The organism is Pseudomonas sp. ADPe (assembly GCF_014843515.1).
Taxonomy (GTDB): Bacteria; Pseudomonadota; Gammaproteobacteria; order Pseudomonadales; family Pseudomonadaceae; genus Pseudomonas; species Pseudomonas citronellolis.
This window is the reverse complement of record NZ_CP062122.1, coordinates 2,676,715-2,702,644: the sequence shown is the minus strand read 5'-3', so window position 1 is coordinate 2,702,644 and position 25,930 is coordinate 2,676,715. Positions and strand designations below refer to the sequence as shown.

The window sequence follows — 25,930 nt, the reverse complement described above, 5'->3', positions numbered from 1 at the left end:
CATGGAGACACTAGACCTGTTGGCCATGCGTGAAAGCTACACCCGACAACGCATCCTGCTGTGCTTCAACGGCCCGATCTCGCGCAGCCTGATCGAAGAGATCGGCCACGCCCTGCGCAACTACATGCAGGCCGAGCAGGCGCACCCCAGCGAGGCCATGGACGTCTTCGCGGTCTACATCGAGATGACCCAGAACATCCGCCACTACGCCACCCAGCGCGGCTACGGCGACCAGGACGCCTCGGCCACCGTGGCCATCGCCCGCGACGACGACGGCCATTACGTGGTGTCCGCCGGCAACCTGGTGGAGCTGGCGGACGGCCGCGAGCTGGTGCGCAACATCGAGGCCATCGCCGGGCTCGACAAGGCCCAGCTCAAGGCGGCCTACAAGGAGCAGCTGCGCCGCCCGCGCGATTCCGGGGTCAGCAGCGGCGCCGGCCTGGGCCTGCTGGACATCGCCCGCAAGTCCAGCATGCCCTTGCAGACCTCCCTTACCGAACAACCCGATGGGCGCGCGTTCTTCAGTCTGCGCGCCGTGATCTGACCACGCGTTTCAGGAATACAAAGGTATGAGTGACCTTCACATCAGCGGCACCCAGTCCACCCCGTCGATCCACGGTGACTGGGAAGCCGGCGTCCTGGCCATGCAGGGCGACTCCTATCCCGAGAACTCCTACGAACTCTTCGGCCAGGTGATCGAATGGGTGGAACGCTTCCTCGCCGGGGAGCAGCGCCCGCTGGCACTGGACCTGCGTCTGCTATACCTCAATACCAGTTCGATCAAGGCGATGATGGATATCTTCGACCTGCTCGAGGAAGCCCACCGCAACGGTCGACAGACCCAGGTGAGCTGGCACTACGACCGCCGCAACGAGCGCGTCGCCGAGCTGGCCGAGGAATTCCGCGAAGACTGTAGCTTCCCGTTCGTCATACAGCCCTACGACGAGTGATGCCATGAACAGCGAACGCGAGCTGGACCTGTTGATCGAGGAGCTGCTGGCCGACCCGCAGTATTTCGACCATCCGCTGCGCGAGGCGCTGTTCCTCAAGCACCAGCAGTCCCTCGACCAGCTCGCGCGCCTGGAGCGCATCGCGCGGATTTCCGACGGTTTCCAGTCGATGGCGCGGGCGCAGAACTCGACGCTGTCCGAGCGCTACCACAAGCAGTTGCGCCAGCTGGAGAAGGTCGCGCGCATCTCCGACCGCTACCAGAACATGATGCGCGACCTCAACGTGGCGCTGCGCGAGGCCTCCACCCACGACCCGCTGACCGGCATCGGCAACCGCCGCCTGCTGATGGAGCGCCTGCGCGAGGAAAGCGAGCGCGCCCAGCGCAGCGGCAAGCCCTACGTGCTGGTGATCCTCGACATCGACCACTTCAAGCAGGTCAACGACACCTGGGGCCACGAGGTGGGCGACCGCGTGCTGGTGGAGATCGGCTGCACCATGCAGGCCGCGCTGCGCCAGTACGACCTGTGCGGGCGCTGGGGCGGCGAGGAGTTCCTCCTGCTGCTGCCGGAAACCGCCATGGCCGACGCCGACCAGGTGATCGACCGGGTGCGCCAGGACATCCGCTCGCTGGCCGTGCGCGTGGGCACTGAGGCGCTGTCGGTGACCGCCAGCTTCGGCGTGGCCGAATACCGCCTGGGCGAGAGCTACTCGCAGACACTCAGCCGTGCTGATGCGGCGCTGCTGGAGGCCAAGCGCAGCGGGCGGGACAAGTGCGTGGCGAGTGCTGTGACGAGTGGTTGAGATTCCCGGCGGTTCCCTCTGCTGGGGCGGCTGTTCGTAGGAGCGAGGGGGCGCCCAGTTCTTGCTCGCGAACGGTGCTTGCCGGTCGCATGGGTATTTCAGGTCACCTCCGCACCCTCTCCCCAGCCCTCGGCTGCGCGCCCCGCCCTGAAGGGAGAGGGGGCTAGTCCGTGCCGAGAGAAGGCATGGCTTCGTCCTGATACCTGCGGAGTTGTCGGCTAACGCCAGAACAACCGTTTCTGCCCAACGGTCCCCTCTCCCTTCAGGGAGAGGGTTAGGGAGAGGGGCGGAGCCAATCCCAGGCACTAAAGCGACAGGTGAACCCCCATCGCAATTATCCCACCGCAAAAAGCCCCTCAAACCCTCACACTGGCAAAGGTCGACTCCCCCTGCGCCTGGCTCAGCGCCGAGATCGCCGAGGAGTGCGGCATCAGCGCCAGGTCCTGGGGTATCGGCATGACCATCACCGGCTGGCCGATCGGCTGGCCCTGGCGTTCGTCGCGTGGCGGGATGCCGAAGTATTCGCGGTAGCACTTGGAGAAGTGCGGGGTGGAGACGAAGCCGCACACCGAGGCCACCTCGATGATCGACATCGAGGTCTGCTTGAGCAGCTGGCGCGCGCGGATCAGGCGCAGCTTCAGGTAGTAGCGCGACGGCGAGCAGTGCAGGTACTTCTGGAACAGCCGCTCCAGCTGGCGCCGCGAGACGTTGACGTAGACCGCCAGTTCGTCGAGGTCGATGGGCTCTTCCAGGTTGGCTTCCATCAGCGCGACTATTTCCTGCAGCTTCGGCTGGTTGGTGCCGAGCATGTGCTTGAGCGGCACGCGCTGGTGGTCCTGCTCGTTGCGGATGCGCTCGTAGATGAACATCTCGGAGATCGCCGCCGACAGCTCGCGGCCGTGCTCGCGGCCGATCAGGTGCAGCATCATGTCCATCGGCGCGGTGCCGCCGGAGGAGGTGTAGCGGTTGCGGTCGATGGAGAACAGGCGGGTGCTCATGGCCACCCGCGGGAAGGCTTCCTGCATCGCCGCCAGGCATTCCCAGTGCACGCTGCAGTCGTAGCCGTCGAGCAGGCCGGCGCGGGCCAGCGCCCAGCTGCCGGTGCACACCGCGCCGAGGCGGCGGCCCAGGCGCGCCTGGGTCTGCAGGAAGCTCACGTGCTCGCGGGTGACGCTGCGCTGGATGCCCACGCCGCCGACCACGATCAGCGAATCCATCGGCGGGGCGCCGTCGGTGCTGGCGTCGGGGGTGATCTGCAGGCCGTCGCTGGCCCACACCTGGCGGCCGTCGAGGGTAAGGGTGTGCCAGCGGTACAGTTCCCTGCCGGAGAGCTGGTTGGCCATGCGCAGCGGTTCCACCGCCGAGGCCAGGGAGATCAGGGTGAAGTTGTCCAGCAGCAGGAAGCCGATGGACTGCGGAGCTCGGTTTTGCGGGGGAACTCCGGGGTTGAAAGCATTCATGATGCTCGATCTCCTCACGCTAGTCACGGTTGCCCCTGAGGGGCTTTCTTATGCTTGTTTTCTGCCTGGGTGACCCCCAGGTCACCGTCGCTTCCAAGAGCAAGGCAAATGCCGTGCCTATGTTGATTGGGCGTTCAATAAAAAAAGAAAAGCGCCTGGGAACGGCGCTTTTGGGAGCTTGGATGCGACCCCTGACATGTCGCAAACGCCTATGGGGCGTGGCCTCTGGGGCATTTGGTAGCACTCGGCCCGTGGCTGCCGAGTGCCAGCATTTTCCGAAAGTAACGCTTGTCAGACCTGTCCGATAACGGCGCGACGCTGCGCCAAAAGGTGGCGTCGGGCGCGCGGAGTGAGCAAAAGAGGGTCAGCACTCGATGATGCTGACGGCCAGGCCGCCGCGGGAGGTTTCCTTGTACTTGTCGTGCATGTCGGCGCCGGTGTCGCGCATGGTGCGGATGGCCTGGTCGAGGCTGATGAAGTGCTGGCCGTCGCCGCGCAGGGCCATCTGTGCGGCGTTGATGGCCTTCACCGCGGCGATGGCGTTGCGCTCGATGCAGGGCACCTGGACCAGACCGCCGACCGGGTCGCAGGTCAGCCCGAGATTGTGTTCCAGACCGATCTCGGCGGCGTTCTCCACCTGCTCGGGGCTGGCGCCGAGGACCTCGGCCAGGCCGGCGGCGGCCATGGCGCAGGCCGAGCCGACCTCGCCCTGGCAACCGACTTCGGCGCCGGAGATGGAGGCGTTCTTCTTGCACAGGATGCCCACCGCGGCGGCGGCGAGGAAGAAGTCCACCACGTCCTGCTCGCTGGCATCGGGGTTGAAGCGCATGTAGTAGTGCAGCACCGCCGGGACGATGCCGGCCGCGCCATTGGTGGGCGCGGTGACCATGCGCCCGCCGGCGGCGTTCTCCTCGTTCACTGCCAGGGCGTAGAGGTTGACCCACTCCATGGCGCTCAGGGTGGAGCCGATGACGTTGGGCTTGCCGATCTCCAGCAGGTTGCGGTGCAGGCGGGCGGCGCGGCGCTGCACGTTGAGGCCGCCGGGGAGGATGCCCTCGGCCTTGAGGCCGTTGTTCACGCAGTCCTGCATGGCGCGCCAGATGCGCATCAGGCCGTCGCGGGTGTCGGTGTCGCTGCGCCACATGCGCTCATTGGCGAGCATCAGCTGGGACACGCGCAGGTTGTGGCGGCGGCACAGCTGCAGTAGCTCGGCGGCGCTGTTGAAGTCGTAGGGCAGGCGGGTGGCGTCCTGGTCGAGACTGCCGGTGGCGGCCTGCTCGGCATCGACGACGAAGCCGCCGCCGATGGAGTAATAGGTGTCGGCGTACAGCTCGGCGTCACCCTCGTAGGCGACCAGGCTCATGGCATTGGGGTGGTAGGGCAGGTTCTCCTCCAGCAGGCGCATGTCGCGCACCCAGTCGAAGGCAATGCGCCGCTCGCCGGCCAGCAGCAGTTCGCCGCTGCCGAGCAGTTCGGCCATGCGCGGGGCGATCTGGCTGGGGTCGATGCGGTCGGGCCATTCGCCCATCAGGCCCATGATCACGGCGCGGTCGGTGCCGTGGCCGACGCCGGTGGCGGAGAGCGAACCGTAGAGCTTCACTTCGACGCGGCTGACGCGGGGCAGCAACTGGCGCTCGCGCAGGGCGCCGACGAACAGGGCGGCGGCGCGCATGGGGCCGACGGTATGCGAGCTGGAAGGGCCGATACCGATCTTGAACAGGTCGAACACACTGATAGCCATGCCGGCCTCCGCAGGAACTGGGCGTGATGCGGAGCGCCCGCGGGCACTCCTGATGCGGGGCATCATCGGCCCTCGGCCGGCGGGGCCGGCGTCCGGCACCGACTTGGCCTTATCCAAAAGCGCCGCGGCGTGCGACACGGGAAGAATCGTGCCAGGCGATGTCGCTAATGCGACAAATAATTATGAATTTGAGACTTGGTCGATAGACAACATCAATCGGTCGACAGCCCCATATTTCGGGGTGTTTCATGATGAACGGTCGACGAACGGCTAGGGTTTCGCCTTCGGACCTGCGCTTGACCCCTCCCCGTAATTGCTAGAGGCTGACCTCATGAAGTGTTTTCTGTTGTCGCTGTTGGCGTTACCCGTTCTTTGCTCAGGCCTGGCCCAGGCCGCCGAACCACAGTCCTGCTCGCTGGTCCGTTTCGCCGATGTCGGCTGGACCGACATCACCGTCACCACCGCCGTCACCCGCCTGGTGCTCAGTGAACAGGGCTACCGCACCAAGGTCGAGCGTCTCTCCGTTCCCGATACCTACAAGGCCATGGCCGAGAAGCGCATCGACGTCTTCCTCGGCAACTGGATGCCGAGCATGGCCGCGGACATCAAGCCCTACGCCGACAACGGCCAGGTGCAGACGGTGCGCGCCAACCTGGAGGGCGCCAAGTACACCCTCGCCGTTCCCCAGTATGCCTACGACGCCGGCCTGAAGAGCTTCGCCGACATCGCCAGGTTCAAGGAGCAGTTGGGCGGCAAGATCTACGGCATCGAGCCGGGCAACGACGGCAACCAATTGATCCGCAAGATGATCGCCGAGAAGGCCTTCGGCCTGGGCGACTTCCAGGTGGTGGAGTCCAGCGAGGCCGACATGCTCGCCTCGGTGCGCCGCGCCGGCGCCCTCAAGCAGCCGATCGTGTTCCTCGGCTGGGAACCGCACCCGATGAACACCCGCCTGCAGATGCGCTACCTGGAAGGCGGCGATGCCTATTTCGGCCCGAACTACGGTGGCGCCACCGTCTACACCAACGTCAGGGCCGGCTATCTTGATGAATGCCCGAACGTCGCGCAGCTGCTGCGCAACCTGAAATTCGACCTGGCCATGGAGAACCGCCTGATGGACGCGGTGCTCAATGAACGGAGCAATCCGCGCCAGGCCGCCAAGGACTGGTTGCAGGCCAACCCGCAGGTGCGCGACGCCTGGCTCAAGGGCGTGCAGCCGCGCGCCCAGGCCCAGTCCAAGGCCGTCGCCCAGCAGTGAGAGCGACGCCGCCGGGACGCCGGAACAGGGCCGTGGAACTGGATGCGACACCCCTGGTGCTGATTGCGACTTCGCCTGCACTGGTTGCGACGCACCCGGTATGCGGCGGATTTTTCCTGTTCCATGATCGTTTCCGAATCGACGAAGAAAGGGCCCGCGTCCCGGCGCGGCCCACCTAGAAACCCACGCAGATCGCCCCATCCCGTAGAGGAGTACGCTCATGAAAGGTTGCAAGTCTTTGCTACTGGCTGTGTCCCTGAGTACGCCGCTGGTGGTTCAGGCCGCTGAACCTGAGTCGTGCGGCACGGTTCGCTTCTCCGACGTCGGCTGGACCGACATCACCGTCACCACCGCGACCACTCGCCAGGTGCTGGAGTCGCTCGGCTACACCACCAAGGTGAACATGCTTTCCGTGCCGGTGACCTATCGCTCGCTGGCGAACAAGGACCTCGACGTCTTCCTCGGCAACTGGATGCCGAGCATGGCCAACGACATCAAGCCCTACGCCGACAACGGCTCGGTGGAAACCGTGCGGGCCAACCTGGAGGGCGCCAAGTACACCCTGGCGGTCACCCAGGCGGCCTACGACGGCGGGCTGAAGACCTTCGCCGACATCGCCAGGTTCTCCGACAAGCTCGGCGGCAAGATCTACGGCATCGAGCCGGGCAACGACGGCAACCGCCTGGTCCAGGGCATGATCGACAAGAACCAGTTCGACCTGGGCAAGTTCAAGCTGGTGGAGTCCAGCGAGGCCGGCATGCTCTCGCAGGTGGGCCGCGCCGACCGCCGCAGCCAGTGGATCGTGTTCCTCGGCTGGGAACCGCACCCGATGAACACCCGCTTCAAGATGCAATACCTGCAGGGTGGCGATGACGTGTTCGGCCCCAACTACGGCGGCGCGACCATCTACACCAACGTGCGCAAGGGCTACGTCCAGGAATGCCCGAACGTCGGCAAGCTGCTGACCAACCTCACTTTCACCCTGGACATGGAAAACAAACTGATGGACGCCGTGCTCAACGAGGGCAAGAAGCCCGAGGACGCGGCCAAGGCCTGGTTGAAGGATCACCCGGAACTGCTCGATGCCTGGCTGGCTGGCGTCACCACGCGTGACGGCAAGCCGGCGCTCGCCGCGGCCAAGGTCGCTTTCGCCAAGTGACCCTGGCCGGTCGCTTCCACCTTGCTTGATGGGCCCGCACTATGTTTCTGACTGAACACAAGATCCCCCTCGGTGAGCACATCGCCGCCTTCGTCGACTGGCTCACCCGCCATGGCTCGGCGGTCTTCGACAAGATCTCGGATGTCCTCGAGTTCCTCATCCACGGTGTCACCGGCGGGTTGCTGTGGTTCCACCCGCTGCTGCTCACCGCCATCATGGTGGGCCTGGTGCACTTCATCCAGCGCAGCATCGGCCTGACGCTGTTCGCCCTGGCCTCGCTGCTATTGATCCTCAACCTGGGCTACTGGCAGGAAACCATGGAGACCCTGGCCCAGGTCATCTTCGCCACCCTGGTGTGCGTCGCCATCGGCGTGCCCCTGGGCATCCTCGCGGCGCACAAGCCCTGGTTCTACACCGCCCTGCGCCCGCTGCTGGACCTGATGCAGACGGTGCCCACCTTCGTCTACCTGATCCCCACCCTGACGCTGTTCGGCCTGGGTGTGGTGCCGGGCCTGATCTCCACTGTGATCTTCGCCATCGCCGCGCCCATCCGCCTGACCTGCCTGGGCATCCAGGACGTGCCGGCGGAGCTGATGGACGCCGGCAAGGCCTTCGGCTGCTCGCGTTGGCAGCTGCTGACCCGTATCGAACTGCCGCACGCCATGCCCAGCATCGGCGCCGGCATCACCCAGTGCATCATGCTGTCGCTGTCGATGGTGGTGATTTCCGCGCTGGTAGGCGCCGACGGCCTCGGCAAGCCGGTGGTGAACGCGCTGAACACCGCGGACATCTCCCTGGGCTTCGAGGCCGGCCTGGCCATCGTCCTGCTCGCCATCCTGCTCGACCGGGTGTGCAAGCAACGCTCGCTGCGGGGGAGGTAAGCAACCATGGCTGCGATTGAATTCAAGAACGTCGATGTGATCTTCGGCAAGAACACCAAGGAAGCCCTGCGCCTGCTCGACGAAGGCCTGGGCCGCCAGGAAATCCTCAAGCGCACCGGCCAGGTGCTCGGCGTGGAGGACGCCAACCTGGACGTCGAGCGCGGCGAGATCTGCGTGATGATGGGCCTGTCCGGCTCGGGCAAGTCGAGCCTGCTGCGCTGCATCAACGGCCTCAACACGGTCAGCCGCGGCAAGCTGCTGATCGAGCACGAGGGCCAGCAGGTGGACGTCGCCAACTGCTCGCCGGCGACGCTCAAGACCATGCGCACCAAGCGCATCGCCATGGTGTTCCAGAAGTTCGCCCTGATGCCTTGGCTGACCGTGGCCGAGAACATCGGCTTCGGCCTGGAGATGCAGGGCCGCCCGGCCGCCGAGCGCAAGAAGGTGATCGACGAGAAGCTCGAACTGGTGGGCCTGTCGCAGTGGCGCGACAAGCGCCCGGACGAACTCTCCGGCGGCATGCAGCAGCGCGTCGGCCTGGCCCGCGCGCTGGCCATGGACGGCGACATCCTGCTGATGGACGAGCCCTTCTCGGCGCTGGACCCGCTGATCCGCCAGCAGCTGCAGGACGAACTGCTGGTGCTGCAACGCCAGCTGCACAAGACCATCGTCTTCGTCAGCCACGACCTGGACGAGGCGCTGAAGATCGGCTCGCGCATCGCCATCATGAAGGACGGCCGCATCATCCAGCACAGCAAGCCCGAGGAGATCGTGCTGAACCCGGCGGACGACTACGTGCGCACCTTCGTCGCCCACACCAACCCGCTCAACGTGCTGTGCGGCTCCAGCCTGATGCGCGGCCTGGACCAGTGCCGCCGGCAGGACGGCGAGGTGTGCTTCGACCAGGGCCGCGACTGCTGGATCGGCCTCACCGAGACCAACCAGATCAAGACCGCGCGCCAGGGCAGCAACATCATCGACCTGCAGCAATGGCGCCCGGGCGACCCGGTGGAAAAGCTCAAGCACGAGCCGACCCTGGTGGACGTCAGCATCCGCATGCGCGACGCCCTGCAGATCCGCTACCAGACCGGCCACAAGCTGGTGCTGCAGGAGCAGAGCCGCGTGGTCGGCGTGCTCGGCGACAGCGAGCTGTACCACGCGCTGCTGGGCAAGAACCTGGGCTGACGGGGTCGAGGCAACGAAAACACCGGGCAGATGCCCGGCGTTTTCGTTTTGCGCGGAGTTTCTCCTGCACTTCGTAGGATGGGTTTCGCAGGCTCAACCCATCCTACGAAGCGCCCATCGGTGCAGCCACTCTCAATGCTTGAGGTCCGCCAGGCCCTTGAGCAGCGCCGCGTGGAAGGCCTGCGGGTCCTGGATCTGCGGCGCGTGGCCGAGCTTGTCGAACTCCACCAGGGTGGCGTGGGGGATGGCCTGGGCGGTGCGCTTGCCCAGCTCGGCGTAGTTGCCCAGCTTGGCGCGCAGCGGCTCGGGGGCGACGTCCTTGCCGATCGCGGTGTTGTCCTGGGTGCCGATCATCAGCAGGGTGGGCGCCTGGATCTGGCCGAACTCGTAGACCACCGGCTGGGTGAAGATCATGTCGTACTGCAACGCCGAGTTCCACGCCACGCGCTCGTGGCCGGAGCCGTTGTACAGGCCGGCGAGCATGTTCACCCACTTGTCGTACTCCGGCTTCCACTGGCCGGCGTAGTAGGTGGCCTGCTCGTACTTGCGGATGCCCTCGGCGCTGGTCTTCAGCTCGCGCTCGTACCACTGGTCCGGGGTGCGGTAGGGCACGCCCAGGGCCTTCCAGTCCTCAAGGCCGATGGGGTTGACCAGCACCAGCTGCTCGACCTGCTGCGGGTACATCAGCGCGTAGCGCGCGGCGAGCATGCCGCCGGTGGAGTGGCCGAGCATGGTCACCTTGTGCAGCCTGAGCTTGTCCAGCAGGGCGTGGGTGTTGCTGGCCAGTTGCTGGAAGCTGTACTGGTAGTGCTCCGGCTTGGTCGACTTGCAGAAGCCGATCTGGTCCGGCGCCACCACCCGGTAGCCGGCGGCGCTGAGGGCGGCGATGCTCGCCTCCCAGGTGCCGGCGCAGAAGTTCTTGCCGTGCAGCAGCACCACCGTGCGGCCGTTGGGCTTGGCCGGCTTCACGTCGATGTAGGCCATGTGCACGTGCTTGCCCTGGGAGGCGAAGCTGAAGTGCCCCACCGGGTAGGCGTAGTTGAAGCGTTCCAGTTCGGGACCGTAGTTCGGCCGGGTTTCGGCGGCCTGCAGCGGCAGGGCGGCGGCCAGCAGCAAGGCGGGGAGCCAGCGTCGGAACATGGGGTTTCCTCGGGAGGGCGGGGGAATGCTCTAGCATGCCTGGGGAGGCTTGAGGCTCACAAGGGCGTAGGGCGGATAACCGTTCGCGGTTATCCGCCGTTTGACCTACGACGGCGCTCTTCCTGCCATGTTAGGAGCAACTGTCTTGCAAGCCGCGCCGAGGTGCTCTTCGTAGGATGGGTTGAGCTTGCGAAACCCATGCGGTTGCGCTGATGGGTATCGCTTCGCTCAACACCATCCTACGAGAAGCCGTGCCTATCCGTATTGTAGGAGCGGGCCCTGCCCGCGAATCGCGCGCAGGGCGCGCTCCTACAGGTGACTCCGTTCGCGATGGCGGCGTTTCAGGCCGGCCCGTCGCGGGTCAGCCAGTCGATGAACAGCGAGAACAGCTCCGCCTGGGAGTTGATCTCCAGCTTGGTGTAGAGGTGCTTGCGGTGCATGCGCACCGTCTCCGGCGAGATGTCCAGCACGCGGGCGCTGGACTTCACCGAGTGGCCGCGCAGCAGCAGGTGGGCGATTTCCCGCTCGCGCTCGGTCAGGCAGTCGCCGCCGAAGTTCATGAAGGCTTCGCGGATGTGCCGGTTCAGCGCCGCCGCCGGTTGCGCGCCGGCGTCGCCGCCGGCCAGCAGCAGGTCGAGGCCGCCGCGGCTCTCGAACTGCCGGCACAGCTCGCGCACCAGCGGCAACGCGGCGCGCAGCAGTTCGGTCTGTTCCTCGCTGAAGCGCGCGCCGCTGCGGCCCTGGTACACGCACAGGGAAAGCTTGCGCTGGGCGTCGAGGTCGACGATGTAGTGGCTGTCTTCCACCGAGCCGCACTTGAGGTAGTAGGTCTTGTAGTACTCGCTGGCGAAGAAGTCGTCCGGGGCGATTTCCGCCAGCGGGTAGAAGCCCTCGGCCAGGCCGCCTTCCATGGCCAGGCAGAAGGGGTCGAGCAGGTAGCCGCGGGCGTAGTAGCGCTCGGTCAGCGGCTCGCGGTATTGCGCGGGGATGCCGTGCTGGAACAGGTGGCGCGGCGGCTGGCCCTTGCGCTCCAGGCCGAACAGCGAGGACTCGATGGGCACCAGCGCGCCGAGGGCCTCCACCAGCCGCGCCGGGAATTCCGCCGTGGCCACCGCCGCCATTGCGCGCGCCAGCCCCGCATGCCAGGCATGCAGGGCCGGGCTGTTGGGTGGGGGGGCGAGTGGGGTGGCCGGTGTGCTCATGGTCGGCAGCATACGGCCGCCGCCGACCAGGTGCAAAGCGCCGCGTCCGCGCATCAGTGCCCCGCGTAGTCGCCGCTGCGCTTGAGGTCCTCGGCGGTTTCGAGAATCGCCTCGCGCAGGGTGTCGACCACCTCGTCGACCTGTTCGCGGGTGATGGTCAGCGGCGGCGACATCACGTTCAGGTGCACGATGGGGCGCACCAGCAGGCCGCGCTTCTGCGCGCGCAGGTGGATCTTCTCGCCGATGTTCAGCTCCTCGGGGAACAGCGTCTTGCTGCGCTTGTCGGCGACGAACTCGACGCAGGCCATCAGCTTCTGGCAGCGCACGTCGCCCACCAGCGGCAGCTCGGCCAGCTCCTGCAGGCGCTGCTCCAGGTAGGCGCCGACGTCCTTGACGTGCTCCAGCAGGTTCTCGCGCTGGATGATCTCGATGTTCTTCAGCGCCGAGATGCAGCTCACCGGGTGCCCGCTGTAGGTGAAGCCGTGACTGAAGCAGCGGCCCTGGTTCGGCTCGGCGATCACCTTCCAGATACGGTCGGAGAAGATGCACGCGCCCAGCGGCAGGTAGCCGGAGGTCAGGCCCTTGGCGGTGGTGATGATGTCCGGCTGCATGTCGAACACGTCCTCGGAGGCGAAGAAGGCGCCCAGGCGGCCGAAGGAGGTCACCACCTCGTCGGCGACGTAGAGCACATCGTACTTCCGGCACACCTCCCACATGCGCTTGTGGTAGCCCTTGGGCGGGATGATCACGCCGCCCGAGCCCATGATCGGCTCGGCGAAGAAGGCCGCCACGTTGTCGGCGCCCAGTTCCAGGATCTTGTCCTCGAATTCCTTGACCAGGAATTCCAGGAAATCGCCCTCGGTCATGCCCGCCGGCGCGCGGTAGGGATTGGGGCAGGAAATGTGGTGGATGAAGTCCTTGAGGAAGTCGAACTCGGCCGGATGGTCGGCCACCTTGCCGCCGAGCGACATGGTCAGGAAGGTCGAGCCGTGGTAGGCGTTGACGCGGCTGATGATGTGCTTCTTGGCGTGCTTGCCGCGGCAGTTCTGGTAGTACTGGATCAGCCGGTAGGCGGTGTCCACGGCGGTGGAGCCGCCGGTGGTGAGGAACACGTGGTCGAGGTCGCCCGGGGCCAGTTCGGCGAGCTTCTCGCAGAGCTGGATGGCGGTGACGTTGGCCATGTCGCAGAAGGGGTTGGAGTAGGCCAGCTGGCGCACCTGCTCGGCGATGGCCTCGGCCATCTCCTCGCGGCCCAGGCCGATGTTGGTGCACCACATGCCGCCCACGGCGTCCAGGTAGCGGTTGCCCTTGGTGTCGTAGATGTAGGCGCCCTGGCCTGCGGCGATGTTCAGCGCGCCGTTCTCGCGGTGGTCGTCGAACACGTGGTAGCCGTGCACGTAGTGGGCCTTGTCGGCGGCGACCAGCTTTTCGTCATCGAACTGGGCGAAGAAGGCGGCGGATGGGGTGGTCATGGCAGTACCTCGATAGTGCGGTTTCAACTCGTTAATTCCGTTTCCCTCTCCCTTGCCGGATCTGGTATCGCCTGAGCGCTTCAGGAGGGCGCCATCGGTCATCTCGGCACTATCGGCCCCCTCTCCCTTCAGGGAGAGGGCTGGGGAGAGGGGGCTCTTCAGTCAGTAGTCAGTCACGAAAACTCAGGTCCCCGTCTTCACCGCATTCCACGTCCGGGTGATCAGCCGCGTGGCCTTGGGCCCCTGGACCTTCTGGGTGAACAGCCGCGAGCGCGTCTCGGCATCCGGGTAGATCGCCGGATCGTCACGCACCTCGGCGGCCAGCAGCGGCTTGGCCGCGCCGTTGCTGGTGGCGTAGCGGATGTAGTCGCTGACGTCGGCGGCCACCTTCGGCTGCAGCATGTACTCGATGAACTTGTGGGCGTTGGCCACGTGCGGCGCATCGGCCGGGATGTAGAAGTCGTCGAACCAGATCAGCGAGCCTTCCCTGGGCACGAAGTAGCCCAGCTTGACCTTGGCCCCGGCCTCGTCGGCGCGGGCCTGGGCGGTGGCGTAGTCGCCGGACCAGGTCATGGCCATGCACTGGTCGCCGTTGGCCAGGCCGTTGAGGTAGCTGGTGGAGTCGAACTTGCGGATGTACGGGCGGATCGACTGCAGCAGGTCCTGGGCGGCCTTGAGGTCCTCGGGGTTGGCGCTGTTCGGGTCGCGCTTGAGGTAGGCCAGGGCCAGCGGGATGACGTCGGTGGGCGAGTCGATGATGGTCACCCCGCAGTCGGCGAATTTCGACACCACCTTGGGATCGAACAGCATCGCCAGCGAGCCGATGGGCGCGTCGGGCATGCGCTGCCTGATCTTCTCGATGTTGTAGGTGATGCCGTTGCTGCCCCAGGTGTAGGGCGCCGAGTACTGCACGCCGGGGTCGTAGTGGTCCAGGTGCTTGAGCACCTCGGCGTCGAGGTTGCTCCAGCTGGGCAGCCTGCTCTTGTCCAGCGGCTGGAACACCCCGGCCTTGAGCAGCGGCGGCACCAGCGCGGCGTTGAGCACCACCAGGTCGTAGCCGGAGCGGCCGGGCAGCAGCTTGCCCTGCACCGTCTCGTAGGAGTCGAAGGTGTCGTAGACCACCTTGATCCCGGTGGCTTTCTCGAAGTCGGCGATGGTGTGTTCGCCGATGTAGTCGGTCCAGTTGTACAGCCTCAGCGTGTTGCCGCCGTCGGCGTCCGCGGCCTGGCCGAGCAAGGGGCTCAGCAGCAGGGCCGTGCCCAGGATCGCTGCGCAGGATTTGTACATGTCACTCCCACCTGTGGTTGTTGTTCGAGGGTCGTGTCGGCTGTGGCCACTGTCCGCCGCCGGCCGTCGCCGGGCCATTCCCCGAATGGGTGGGTGGGGCTGGTATGCTGTTGCACATTCGTTCAGATTGGCGGCCTCGGACACAGGAGCGGCAGGCGATGAACCAGGCAGTGCGCTTTTCCCGGCTGGAACCCGAACAGCGCAAGGCGCTGCTGATCGAGGCCACCCTGGCGTGCCTGAAGCAGCACGGCTTCCAGGGCGCGTCGATCCGCAAGATCTGCGCCGAGGCCGGGGTCTCGGTGGGGCTGATCAACCACCACTACGCGGGCAAGGACGAGCTGGTCGCCGAGGCCTACCTGACGGTCACCGGGCGCGTCATGCAGTTGCTGCGCGAAGCCATCGACCAGGCCGCGCCGGACCCTCGCGCGCGCCTGTCGGCGTTCTTCCGTGCTTCCTTCAGCGCCGAACTGCTCGACCCGCAGCTGCTCGATGCCTGGCTGGCGTTCTGGGGCGCGGTGAAGACCGCCGAGGCGATCAACCGCGCCCACGACCATTCCTACGGCGAGTACCGCGCCCTGTTGGCCCAGGCGCTGAACCAACTGGCCGAAGAGGAAGGCTGGGCCGACTTCGATGCCGACCTCGCCGCCATCGCCCTGTCCGCCATGCTCGACGGCCTGTGGCTGGAATCCGGGCTGAACCCCAACACCTTCAGCCCCGAGCAGGGCATCCAGGTCTGCGAAGCCTGGGTCGACGGCCTGCAGGCCGGCGGGCGGCAGCGCTTCAGCCGTCGGCCGGCGGACTGTTGATCGGCCGTTCAGCAATCGCTACTCTGCGCCGGCCCCTGGGAAATTTCCCATGGGCGCCCATCCTCTAATAAGAAATCCGCCGCGACCTCGCCGGCGGCCGCAGCAGGGTATTGGCGATGGCTCCCCGTGTACTGATCGTCGACGACGATCCGCTGATCCACGAACTCCTCCAGTCCTACCTCGCCGGGGAGGGCTACGAGGTGGCCTGCGCCAGCACCGCCGAACAGGCCGAGGCCAGCCTGGCCGAAGCCGAGCAGGGCGGCCCGCCCTTCGACCTGGTGCTGCTGGACATCCGCCTGCCCGGCAAGGACGGCCTGACCCTCACCCGCGAACTGCGCGTGCGCTCGGAGGTGGGCATCATCCTGATCACCGGGCGCAACGACGACATCGACCGCATCGTCGGCCTGGAATGCGGCGCCGACGACTACGTGATCAAGCCGCCGAACCCGCGCGAACTGGTGTCGCGGGCGAAGAACCTGATCCGCCGCGTGCGCCACGCCCGCGCCCCGGCCACGGCAACGCCGGCGCGCCAGCCGCTGAAGCGCTTCGCCCAGTGGCGCCTGGACCCGGACCGCCGGCGCCTGGTCGACCGCGACGGCGGCGAAACCCTGCTCACCCACGGCGAGTTCCAGCTACTCAGCGTGTTCCTGCGCAACAGCGGCCACACCCTCAGCCGCGACCAACTGATGGACCAGATCCGCAACCGCGAGTGGCTGCCCAACGACCGCTCCATCGACGTGCTGGTCGGCCGCCTGCGCCGCAAGCTGCGCGACGACCCGGCCGAACCCGAGCTGATCATCACCATCCACGGCGCCGGCTACCTGTTCACCGCCGCCCCCAGCGACGCCTGAACGTGCGCTGGCTGGCCCTGCTCGCCCTGGCGCTGCTCGTCCTGGCCCGGGGCGGCCTGGCGCCGGCCGCCGAGCGCGTGCGCTACTGCGACTATCCGGTGTACCCGCCGGTGTCCTGGAGCGATGGTCATGAAGTGCGCGGGCTGGCGCCGCAGGTGGTGAAGCGCGTGCTCGGCGGGCTCGGCTACGACGTGCAGGTGGTGGTGCTGGGCAACTGGAAACGCTGCCTGATGGACGCCGCCGCCGGGCGCGTCGACGTGGTGCTGGCCTACCGCACGGCGCAGCGCGACCAGGGCCTGGCCTTCGCCGAGGCGCCGGTGCTGCGCGAGGAAGTGGCGCTGTTCTACAACCGCCGCAAGCCGGTGCGCTTCCAGACGCTGGACGACCTCTCCCGCTACCGCGGCGGCCTGCTCTTCGGCGAGAGCTACGGCGCCGCGTTCGACCGCTTCGTCGCCAGCCACGACAACATCGAGTACGTCTCCGACAGCACGCAGAACTTCGGCAAGCTGATCCGCCAGCGCATCGACTTCATCCCCTACGAGCGGCGCACCGGGCGGCTGCTGGTCGAGCGCCTGCCCGGCGGCGCGGACATAGTGGACGCGCCGCAACCGATCACCGTGGACTACCTGCGCCTGGCGGTGTCGCGGCACTCGCCGTTGCAGGCGCGCCTGGGCGAGATCGACAAGGCCCTGCAACGCCTGCAGGCCGACGGCAGCCTGGCGCGCTGGCTGGATGAGAGCGAGCGCGACTACCGCGCCATGCTCGCCGCTGGAGCCACGCCGTGAAGGCCCTGCGCGCCCCCGGCCCGCTGGCGCGGCGCCTGCTGCTGCGGGTGCTGGGCTTCAGCCTGTGCTTCACCCTGCTGGCCGGCGCGCTGCAGCTGTACCTGGAATACCGCCGCGAGATGCGCGACATCGAAACCCGTCTGGAACTGATCCGCAGCGGCTACCTGGCCAGCTTCGAGCGCAGCCTGTGGGACCTCAACCAGGCCCAGCTCAACGTGCAGCTGCACGGCCTGGTGGACTTCCCCGACATCGCCTGGGCCAGCCTCGCCAGCGCCGACTTCAACCTGATCCAGGGCGACATCCAGGCTCCCGGCCCGTTGCGCGTCGAGCACTTCCCGCTCAGCTACCAGCCGCCGGACGGCGAGCTGCGCGCCCTCGGCGAGCTGGCCGTGGCCATCGACCAGGGCGCCGTGTACCGCCGCCTGTGGCACGGCGGGCTGAGCAACCTGCTGTGGATGGGCCTGTTCCTCTGCGGCCTGGCGGTGGCCCTGAGCTGGCTGTTCCACAAGCTGGTGACGCGCCACCTGGAGCGCATGGCCGAGTTCGCCGGGCGCATGGCCGGCGGCGACCTGCAACAGCCGCTGCGCCTGGACAAGCGCATCCGCGCCGAAGACGACGAACTCGACACCGTGGCCCATTCCCTGGACGACATGCGCCAGGCCCTGCGCGAAGAGCGCGACGAACTGCAGCGCCAGGTCGAGCGGCGCACCGCCAGCCTGCGCCGGGCCAAGGACGAGGCCGAGGCGGCCAACGAGGCGAAAAGCCGCTTCCTGGCCACCATGAGCCACGAAATCCGCACCCCGCTCAACGGCATCCTCGGCATGGCCGAACTGCTGCGCGACGCGCCCCTGGGCGAGCTGGAACGCAAGCGCCTGCACGCCCTGCACAAGGCCGGCGAGGGCCTGCTGGCAGTGCTCAACGAAGTGCTGCACTTCGCCAAGCTGGAGGACGGCGCCAGCCTGCCGGAGCCGGTGGACTTCGAACTCGGCGAGCTGCTCGACGAGGTGCTGACCCTGCTGGAACCCCGCGCGGCGGCCAACGCCACGCGCCTGTCGCTGCACCTGGACGACGACGTGTGCCGCCGTTGCCGCGGCGCCGAGCAGTTCCTCCGCCAGGTGCTGAGCAACCTGGTGGCCAACGCGGTGAAGTTCACCGAGGGCGGCGAAGTGCGCGTGGAGGTGGAACTGCTGGCGCAGCAGGGCGAAGGCCAGCGCCTGCGCTTCGCCGTGGTCGACGACGGCATCGGCATTCCCGAGGCGGTGCAGGCGCGCATCTTCGAACGCTTCACCCAGGCCAGCGAGGAAGTCACCCGCCGCTACGGCGGCAGCGGCCTGGGCCTGGCCATCAGCAAGCGCCTGGTGGAAGCCATGGGCGGGCGCATCGGCGTGCGCAGCCGGGAAGGGCAGGGCAGCACCTTCTGGTTCGAGGTTGAGCTGCAAGCCGCGCTGGCTCCCGTGGTGGAACCGCAGGCGGCCCCGCGCAGCGAACGTGCCCTGAGCGTGCTGCTGGTGGAGGACGTGCCGCTCAATCGCGAAGTGGCCCGGGGGCTGCTGGAGCGCGACGGTCACGCCGTGCGCCTGGCCGAGGATGCCGAACCGGCGCTGGTCGCCTGTCGCGAGCAGGCCTTCGACCTGATCCTGCTGGACATGCACCTGCCCGGTCTGGGCGGCATCGAACTGTGCCGGGCGATCCGCGGCCAGGAGGGCGGGCGCAACCGGGAAACGCCGATCCTCGCCTTCACCGCCAGCGTGCAGCCGGCGCTGGTGCGCACCTACTTCGAAGCCGGCATGCAAGGTGTGCTGGCCAAGCCGTTGCGGGTCGATGATTTGCGCCGTGCGCTGGCCAGCCTACACGCGCCTTTGGCCGGGCGTGGGGTGGATGGGGTGATCGACGAACAGGTGCTGGCGACCCACCGTGAACTGCTGGGCGAGCACCGGGTAAAGGAACTGCTCGGCGTGCTGCGCGAGCTGCTGGCGCAGCAACTGCCGCTGCTCCACGAAGCCATCCGCGCCGGCGACGCCAGCGAGGCCGCCGGCCTGGCCCACCGCCTGGCGGGCAGTTGCCACTCGATGGGCCTGCGCGGGCTCGGCGAATGCCTGCACGGCTTGGAAGAAGCGGCGCTGGCCGGCGAGCCCCTGCAAGCCTGGGCCGAAAGGCTCGACACGCAACTCCACGCCGCCAGGCCGCACCTCCTGTAGGAGCGAGCTTGCTCGCGAACGGATCCCCCCGGCGGCTGCGGTGCCATGCGGTTCGCGAGCAAGCTCGCTCCTACGAAAAGCACAGAATGCGCAGATCCAGCAGGGAGGCACGCGCATACAGCAGGCACGGACGGTCCCCTCTCCCTTCAGGGAGAGGGTTGCGGGCTCCCAGATGAACTCCGTGCGTTCGGCTGACTCCGTCCCCTCTCCCCAGCCCTCTCCCTGAGGGGAGAGGGGGCCGCACGGCAGGCTTGGACGTTTCGGCGTCAGCCGATGCGTCCGAAAAGCCCCCGCTACAAATTCCTTTGCTCGCGAACGAATCTCCCGGCGGCTGCGGTGCCATGCGGTTCGCGAGCAAGCTCGCTCCTACGAAAGGCACAGAATGCGCAGACCCAGCAGGGAGGCACGCGCATACAGCAGGCACGGACAGTCCCCTCTCCCTTCAGGGAGAGGGTTAGGGAGAGGGTTGCGGGCTCCCAGATGAACTCCGTGCGTTCGGCTGACTCCGTCCCCTCTCCCCAGCCCTCGGCTGCGCGCCCCGCCCTGAAGGGCGAGGGGGCCGTTCGGCAGGCTTGGATGTTTCGGAGTTAGCCGGACGTTATCCCGAGGGCGTGGGGACTAGCCCGCTACAAATTCCTTACAGCTTTTTACATCTTCGATCCCGCCGTTCAACGCGACCTTACATCACCTTCGAATAATCCGGCGGTATCCGTGCCCCGAGCCACGGCCTCTGACTGATTGGAGATAACAACAATGATCCAACGTAGAGTTCCGCTTCGCCGCGCCCGCCGTTTGCCGGAGGTGCGCCATGTCTGATTCGAAGATCCAGCTCACCCGCGCGCTCAAGAGCCGCCACATCTTCATGCTGTCCCTCGGCGGGGTGATCGGCACCGGGCTGTTCATGGGCGCCGGCGTCACCATCAACCAGGGCGGCCCGGCCGGCGCCGTGCTGGCCTACCTGGTGGCCGGGCTGTTGATGTACCTGGTGATGGTCTGCCTGGGCGAGCTGTCGGTGCAGATGCCCGTCTCCGGCTCCTTCCAGGCCCACGCCACGCGCTTCATCGGCCCGGCCACCGGGTTCATGATCGGCTGGGTGTACTGGATGAGCTGGGCCTCCACCGTCGGCCTGGAGTTCACCGCCGCCGGCATGCTGATGACGCGCTGGTTCCCAGAGGTGCCGATCTGGCTCTGGTCGGGCTTCTTCGTGGTCGTGCTGTTCTCCCTCAACGCCCTGGCCACCCGCGCCTTCGGCGAGGCCGAATACTGGTTCGCCGGGATCAAGGTGGCGGCCATCCTCGCCTTCATCATCGTCGGCGTGCTGGTGATCTTCGGCGGCATCCACCTCAACGACGGCGCGCCCGCCCCGATGCTCAACAACCTGGTCGGCGACAGCCTGTTCCCCAATGGCCTGTCGGCAGTGTTCGCGGTGATGATGACGGTGGTCTACGCCTTCCAGGGCTGCGAGATCATGGGCGTGGCCGCCGGCGAGACCGACCAGCCGGAGAAGAGCATCCCCCGCGCCGTGCGCAACGTGGTGTTCCGCGTGCTGATCTTCTACGTGCTGGCGATCATCGTGCTGGCCGCCATCGTCCCCTGGCAGCAGGCCGGGCTGGTGGAAAGCCCGTTCGTGCAGGTGTTCGACATGGTTGGCATCCCCTACGCGGCGGACCTGATGAACTTCGTGATCCTCACCGCGATCCTCTCGGTGGGCAATTCCGGGCTGTACGCCTCCACCCGCATCCTCTGGGCCATGTCCAAGACCGGCATGGCGCCCAAGGGCCTGTCCAAGCTCAGTTCCCGCGGCGTGCCGCTGTACGCGTTGCTGATCAGCCTGGCCTTCGCCCTGCTCTCGCTGCTGACCAGCGTGGTCGCCGCCGACACCCTGTTCATGGTGCTGATGGCGGTGAGCGGCATGTCCGGCACCGTGACCTGGATCGTCATCGCCTACGCCCAGTACCGCTTCCGCCGCGAACACATGGCCAAGGGCGGCACGGTGGCCGACCTGAAATACGCCGCGCCGCTGTTCCCGCTGATCCCCCTGGCCTGCATTGCCATCTGCTGCACGCTGTTCGTGTTCCTGGCCCTGGACCCGACCCAGCGCCCGTCGCTGTACTGGGGCTTCGGCTTCATCGCCGCCTGCTACCTGGCCTACTACGTGCTCAAGCGCAAGCGCCCGCAGGTGGTCAGCGAGGCGGTGCCGAGCATCGGCTGAACCCACGAAGCCCCGCCCCGCGGGGCTTTTCGCTTTTCGGCCTTTCGTAGGATGGCGTTGAGCGAAGCGATACCCATCACCGCAACCGCATGGGTTTCGCAAGCTCAACCCATCCTACGAAAAGCCGTGCTTCCTGGAACCGTAGGAGACTTCGTCCGCGAAGGCCCGCAGGGCCGTTTGTGCGAAGTTGTAACAAGGTCCCGGGGAAAACCCTTCCGAATGCCCACAGCCCCCGCACCACGTGGCCTTCCCGCCGTCCGGCGGGGCGTTACAAGCCCCCCGAACGGGTGCATTGCCGTCTTGTTGAACACTTGTTTAGTATGGTGGCCAACACCGCCCTCATGCGACAACAACAACGAGGCCAGCATGACTCACGCATCCCCGCTCAGCCGGGTCCAGGACGGCATCGCCTGGATCACCCTGAACCGCCCCGAACAGCGCAACGCGCTGGACGTTCCCACGCTGAAGAACCTGCACGCGCTGCTCGATGACTACGCCGTCGACCCGGCCGTGCGCGTCATCGTGCTGACCGGCGAGGGCCGCAGCTTCTGCGCCGGCGCCGACCTCGCCGAATGGGCCGAGGCGGAAGCCCGCGGCGAGCTGGAGACCTACGGCTGGACCGAGACCGCCCACGCCCTGATGAGCCGCCTGCACGGCCTGGACAAGCCGACCATCGCCGCCATCAACGGTACCGCCGTCGGCGCCGGGATGGACCTCACCCTGTGCTGCGACTTCCGCATCGCCGGCGCCTCGGCGCGCTTCAAGGCCGGCTACACCGGCATGGCCTACTGCCCGGATGCCGGCGCCAGCTGGCACCTGCCGCGGCTGATCGGCAGCGAAGCGGCCAAGCGCCTGCTGTTCCTCGACGAACTGTGGAACGCCGAGCGCGCGCTGAACGCCGGCCTGGTCGGCGAAGTGGTCGCCGATGATCAGCTGCAGGCCCGGGTCGGCGAATTCGCCGCGCGCCTGGCCGCCGGCCCGACCTTCGCCTTCGCCCAGACCAAGCGCCTGATCCGCGATGGCGCCAACCGCACGCTGGCCCAGCAACTGGAGGCCGAGCAGGCCGCCGGGCTGCTCTGCGGCCGCAGCGAGGACGCCGCCGAAGCCCTGCGCGCCGTGGCCGAGAAACGCTCCCCCCAATTCCAAGGCCGTTGAGCGGCGAGGTATTCCCCATGGATTTCAAACTGACCCAGGAACAGGAAATGCTCGTCGAGGCGGTCAAGGCCTTCGTCGAGAAAGAGCTGCTGCCCCACGAGGAAGAAGTCGACCGCGCCGACGCGGTGTCGCCGGAGCTCGCCGCGCAGATTCGCGGCAAGGCGCTGGCCGCCGGCTTCTACGCCTTCAACATGCCCGAGGAAGTCGGCGGCGGCGGCCTAGACTACCTGTCCCAGGCGCTGGTCGAGCGCGAGCTGTCCAAGGTCTCCTGGGCGCTGCACGTGTTCGTCGCGCGGCCCTCGAAAATCCTCATGGCCTGCAAGGACCAACAGGTGCAGGACTACCTGCTGCCCTGCGTGAACGGCGAGAAGATCGACTGCTTCGCCCTCACCGAGCCGGGCGCCGGCTCCGACGCCAACTCGATCAAGACCCGCGCCGTGCGCGACGGCGACGACTTCGTCATCAACGGCGCCAAGCACTTCATCAGCCACGCCGGGCACGCCGACTTCGCCATCGTCTTCGCCGTCACCGACAGCTACGAGCGCAACGGCAAGAAGCGCAACGCCGTGACCGCCTTCCTGGTCGACAAGGGCACCGCCGGCATGACCGTGCGCCGCGGCCCGAAATGCGTCAGCAACAAGGGCTACCACACCTACGAAATCTTCTTCGACGACTGCCGCGTGCCGGCCTCCAAGGTCCTCGGCGAAGTCGACAAGGGCTGGGAAGTGGCCAACGCCTGGCTCACCGCCGGCCGCGTGATGGTCGCCGCCAACTGCGTCGGCCAGGCCCAGCGCGCCATGGACCTGGCCCTGCAGTGGTCGGCCGACCGCAAGCAGTTCGGCCAGGCCATCGGCAGCTACCAGGGCATTTCCTTCAAGCTGGCCGACATGGCCACGCAGATCCGCGCCGCCGAGCTGATGACCCTGCACACCGCGTGGAAGATGGACCAGGGCAGCATGACCGACGGCGAGGCCGGCATGGCCAAGCTGTTCGCCAGCGAAGTGCTCGGCAAGGTCGCCGACGAGACCGTGCAGATCTTCGGCGGCATGGGCCTGATGGACGAAGGCCCGGTGGAACGCATCTGGCGCAACGCGCGCATCGAGCGCATCTGGGAAGGCACCTCGGAAATCCAGCGCCACATCATCTCCCGCGAACTGCTGCGGCCGCTGCTGCGCTGAGGTCCGGACCATGCAACGCGAAAACCTCAAGCGCCTGCTGGCGCCCCGTCACCTGGCCTTCATCGGCGGCCGCAGCATGGCCCGCGCGCTCAAGCGCTGCGCCGAGGGCGGTTTCGCCGGGCCGCTGTGGCTGGTCAACCCGCAATACGACGAACTCGAAGGCGTGCCCTGCGTGCGCGGCATCGCCGAGCTGCCCGAAGGCCCGGACGCGGTGTTCGTCGCCACCAACCGCGACCTGACCCTGAACGCGGTCGCGGAGTTGGCCGCCAAGGGCGCCGGCGGCGCCATCTGCTACGCCTCCGGCTTCGCCGAAACCGGCTCCGAGGGCCAGGCCCTGCAACAGCGCCTGCTCGATGTGGCCGGCGACATGGCCCTGCTCGGTCCCAACTGCTACGGCCTGCTCGACTACCTGCACGGCGCCGCGCTGTGGCCGGTGGCCCACGGCGGGCACATCGTCGAGAAGGGCGTGGCGGTGCTGACGCAGAGCGGCAACTTCGCCTACAACCTGTCGATGAGCGACCGCTCGCTGCCGATCGCTTACATGGCCTCGGTGGGCAACCAGGCCCAGCTGGGCGTGGCCGAGCTGATGGACGTGCTGCTCGACGAGCCGCGCGTCACCGCCATCGGCCTGCACCTGGAAGGCCTGAAGAACGTCCCCGGCTTCGCCCGCGCCGCCTACAAGGCGCTGCAGAAAGGCATCCCGGTGATCGCGCTGAAGACTGGCGTATCGCAGATCGGCGCGGAACTGGCGCTCAGCCACACCAGCTCGCTGGCCGGCTCCGACGCGCTGTACGACGCGCTCTTCGACCGCCTCGGGGTGATCCGCGTCAGTGGCCCGGTGAGCTTCATCGAAACCCTCAAGGCCGCCGCCTGCGGCAACCTGCCGGCCGGCCCGAGCCTGGCCGCGCTGGCCTGCTCCGGCGGCGACGCCGGGCTGATCGCCGACTACGCCGAACGCAACGGCCTGCCGTTGCCCAGGCTGGTCGACGCGCAGCGCGCCGAACTGGCCCAGGTGCTGCCGGACTACGCCAACATCGCCAACCCGCTGGACTTCACCACCGCCATCTGGGGCGACGGCCCGGCGCTGGAGCGGATGCTCGACAGCGCCCTGCGCACGCCGGCCGACGCTGCGTTGCTGGTACTCGACTACCCCGGCGAGGAAACCGGCGAACGTCCGCAGTGCGACCTGCTGCTGGAACTCTACTGTGCGGCGCTGAAACGCCACGACAAGGTCGGCTTCATCGCCTCGGCGCTGCCCGAACTGCTGCCGGCCCACGCCCGCGAACTGCTGCACGGCCACGGCGTGGCGGCGTTGCAGGGTGTGGAAGATGGCCTCGCCGCCTGGGGCCGCATCGCCCACTACCGCCAGCGCCGCGACGCGTTGCTGGCGCGCGGTGAAGCGGCGCTGGTGCCGCTGTGCCCGCAGGCCATCGACGGCCAGGGCCGGCTGCTCGACGAGTGGCAGTCCAAGCAGGCGCTGAAATCCTTCGGCCTGCCGCTGCCGGCCGCCGTGCTCAGCACCCCCGGCCAGGCCCGCGAGGCCGCCGCCGACCTGGGCTATCCGCTGGTGCTCAAGGCGGTCAGCGCCGAGCTGCCGCACAAGACCGAGGCCGGCGGCGTGGCGCTGAACCTGCGCAACGAGGCGGCCCTGGAAGCGGCGCTGTTCGACATGCGCGAGAACCTGGCGAAGCACGCCCCCGGCGTGGCTTTCGACAAGGTGCTGCTGGAACGCATGGCCAGCCCGCCGCTGGCCGAGCTGATCGTCGGCATCAAGCGCGAGGTCGGCTTCGGCCTGGCCCTGGTGCTGGGCGCCGGCGGCATCCTCGTCGAGCTGCTCAAGGACAGCCGCAGCCTGCTGCTGCCTACCACCGACGCGGCCATCCGCGACGCCCTCCTGGGCCTGCGCAGCGCGCCGCTGCTCAGCGGCTTCCGCGGCCGCCCGGCGGTGGACATGGACAAGCTGGTGGACGCCATCCGCGCGGTGGCCGACTACGCCTGCGAGCACGCCGACAGCCTGCTGGAACTGGACGTCAACCCGCTGCTGGTGAACGCCGAAGGCGCCGTGGCGGTGGATGCGCTCATACGGCTGGCCGACGCCTGAGGACCTGAAGGGGAACACGAACGCTCCCCTCTCCCTTCAGGGAGAGGGGCTGGGGGAGAGGGTGGCGGGCCGACGCACCGATGCGGCCGGCGAAGAGCCCCTCTCCC

At 67.5% G+C, this 25,930-nt stretch carries 21 protein-coding genes; 15 read left to right on the top strand and 6 right to left on the bottom strand.

Annotated elements, in window-relative coordinates:
* Nucleotide 1: 1 nt before the first annotated feature.
* From siaB to siaD, 3 genes are read left to right on the top strand one after another with little or no spacing between them, the layout of a single operon-like run.
* Nucleotides 2-544 (top strand): biofilm regulation protein kinase SiaB, encoded by a 543-nt coding sequence (gene siaB / locus IG194_RS12335; protein WP_009614787.1) that lies wholly within the window; start codon nt 2-4, stop codon nt 542-544.
* Between the two features lie 25 nt (nt 545-569).
* Nucleotides 570-950 (top strand): biofilm regulation phosphoprotein SiaC, encoded by a 381-nt coding sequence (siaC, locus tag IG194_RS12330; protein WP_009614788.1) that lies wholly within the window; start codon nt 570-572, stop codon nt 948-950.
* A 4-nt stretch (nt 951-954) separates the two neighbouring features.
* Nucleotides 955-1,752: a biofilm regulation diguanylate cyclase SiaD gene (gene siaD, locus IG194_RS12325; RefSeq protein ID WP_009614789.1), complete on the top strand. Its 798-nt coding sequence runs from the start codon at nt 955-957 to the stop codon at nt 1,750-1,752.
* Between the two features lie 356 nt (nt 1,753-2,108).
* Here siaD and IG194_RS12320 read toward each other — a convergent pair whose 3' ends face one another.
* Together IG194_RS12320 and IG194_RS12315 are read right to left on the bottom strand one after the other, a co-directional pair.
* Nucleotides 2,109-3,212, bottom strand: a complete 1,104-nt coding sequence (locus IG194_RS12320; protein ID WP_009614790.1) for a GlxA family transcriptional regulator — start codon at nt 3,210-3,212, stop codon at nt 2,109-2,111.
* Nucleotides 3,213-3,576: 364 nt separating this feature from the next.
* A complete protein-coding gene (locus IG194_RS12315; RefSeq protein ID WP_058487831.1) occupies nt 3,577-4,953 on the bottom strand; it encodes an L-serine ammonia-lyase in 1,377 nt (458 codons plus the stop codon).
* Between the two features lie 382 nt (nt 4,954-5,335).
* Between IG194_RS12315 and IG194_RS12310 the strand changes: the two genes are divergently transcribed.
* The 4 genes from IG194_RS12310 (at nt 5,336) to choV (ending at nt 9,436) form a co-directional block, all read left to right on the top strand.
* On the top strand, nt 5,336-6,211 hold the full coding sequence (locus IG194_RS12310; protein WP_412536073.1) for a choline ABC transporter substrate-binding protein: 876 nt from the start codon (nt 5,336-5,338) through the stop codon (nt 6,209-6,211).
* A gap of 220 nt (nt 6,212-6,431) precedes the next feature.
* Complete coding sequence (locus tag IG194_RS12305) at nt 6,432-7,370, top strand: choline ABC transporter substrate-binding protein (RefSeq protein WP_009614794.1); 939 nt, start codon at nt 6,432-6,434, stop codon at nt 7,368-7,370.
* 41 nt (nt 7,371-7,411) lie between these two features.
* Nucleotides 7,412-8,251, top strand: coding sequence for a choline ABC transporter permease subunit (gene choW / locus IG194_RS12300; RefSeq protein WP_009614795.1), 840 nt, complete (start codon nt 7,412-7,414; stop codon nt 8,249-8,251).
* A 6-nt stretch (nt 8,252-8,257) separates the two neighbouring features.
* The gene (choV, locus tag IG194_RS12295) at nt 8,258-9,436 is read left to right on the top strand and encodes a choline ABC transporter ATP-binding protein (protein WP_009614797.1); all 1,179 of its coding nucleotides are present in this window, start codon (nt 8,258-8,260) and stop codon (nt 9,434-9,436) included.
* Between the two features lie 132 nt (nt 9,437-9,568).
* Here the strand turns inward: choV and IG194_RS12290 are convergent, their stop codons facing one another.
* The 4 genes from IG194_RS12290 to IG194_RS12275 form a co-directional block, all read right to left on the bottom strand.
* Entirely contained in the window at nt 9,569-10,576 is a 1,008-nt protein-coding gene (locus IG194_RS12290; protein ID WP_058487829.1) for an alpha/beta fold hydrolase, read from the bottom strand.
* A gap of 341 nt (nt 10,577-10,917) precedes the next feature.
* On the bottom strand, nt 10,918-11,778 hold the full coding sequence (locus IG194_RS12285; RefSeq protein WP_058489677.1) for a helix-turn-helix transcriptional regulator: 861 nt from the start codon (nt 11,776-11,778) through the stop codon (nt 10,918-10,920).
* 53 nt (nt 11,779-11,831) lie between these two features.
* Nucleotides 11,832-13,250, bottom strand: a complete 1,419-nt coding sequence (locus IG194_RS12280) for an aminotransferase (RefSeq protein WP_058487828.1) — start codon at nt 13,248-13,250, stop codon at nt 11,832-11,834.
* A gap of 183 nt (nt 13,251-13,433) precedes the next feature.
* A complete protein-coding gene (locus IG194_RS12275) occupies nt 13,434-14,537 on the bottom strand; it encodes a polyamine ABC transporter substrate-binding protein (RefSeq protein WP_058487827.1) in 1,104 nt (367 codons plus the stop codon).
* A gap of 158 nt (nt 14,538-14,695) precedes the next feature.
* Between IG194_RS12275 and IG194_RS12270 the strand changes: the two genes are divergently transcribed.
* From IG194_RS12270 to IG194_RS12235, 8 genes are all read left to right on the top strand, one after another.
* Nucleotides 14,696-15,343: a TetR family transcriptional regulator C-terminal domain-containing protein gene (locus IG194_RS12270; protein ID WP_009614807.1), complete on the top strand. Its 648-nt coding sequence runs from the start codon at nt 14,696-14,698 to the stop codon at nt 15,341-15,343.
* A 110-nt stretch (nt 15,344-15,453) separates the two neighbouring features.
* Nucleotides 15,454-16,194, top strand: coding sequence for a response regulator transcription factor (locus tag IG194_RS12265; RefSeq protein ID WP_141679831.1), 741 nt, complete (start codon nt 15,454-15,456; stop codon nt 16,192-16,194).
* A 2-nt stretch (nt 16,195-16,196) separates the two neighbouring features.
* Nucleotides 16,197-16,979 carry a substrate-binding periplasmic protein gene (locus IG194_RS12260; protein ID WP_082996372.1) on the top strand — a complete coding sequence of 261 codons (783 nt, stop codon included), beginning with the start codon at nt 16,197-16,199 and terminating at the stop codon, nt 16,977-16,979.
* Nucleotides 16,976-19,177: an ATP-binding protein gene (locus tag IG194_RS12255; RefSeq protein ID WP_082996373.1), complete on the top strand. Its 2,202-nt coding sequence runs from the start codon at nt 16,976-16,978 to the stop codon at nt 19,175-19,177. The genes IG194_RS12260 and IG194_RS12255 overlap by 4 nt, the downstream gene beginning before the upstream one ends.
* Nucleotides 19,178-19,985: 808 nt before the next feature.
* Nucleotides 19,986-21,389, top strand: a complete 1,404-nt coding sequence (locus IG194_RS12250; RefSeq protein ID WP_058487826.1) for an amino acid permease — start codon at nt 19,986-19,988, stop codon at nt 21,387-21,389.
* Between the two features lie 366 nt (nt 21,390-21,755).
* Complete coding sequence (locus IG194_RS12245) at nt 21,756-22,544, top strand: enoyl-CoA hydratase/isomerase family protein (RefSeq protein WP_009614817.1); 789 nt, start codon at nt 21,756-21,758, stop codon at nt 22,542-22,544.
* Between the two features lie 17 nt (nt 22,545-22,561).
* Nucleotides 22,562-23,722 (top strand): acyl-CoA dehydrogenase family protein, encoded by a 1,161-nt coding sequence (locus tag IG194_RS12240; protein ID WP_009614819.1) that lies wholly within the window; start codon nt 22,562-22,564, stop codon nt 23,720-23,722.
* A gap of 10 nt (nt 23,723-23,732) precedes the next feature.
* Complete coding sequence (locus IG194_RS12235) at nt 23,733-25,823, top strand: acetate--CoA ligase family protein (RefSeq protein ID WP_058487825.1); 2,091 nt, start codon at nt 23,733-23,735, stop codon at nt 25,821-25,823.
* The last annotated feature ends 107 nt before the right edge of the window (nt 25,824-25,930 follow it).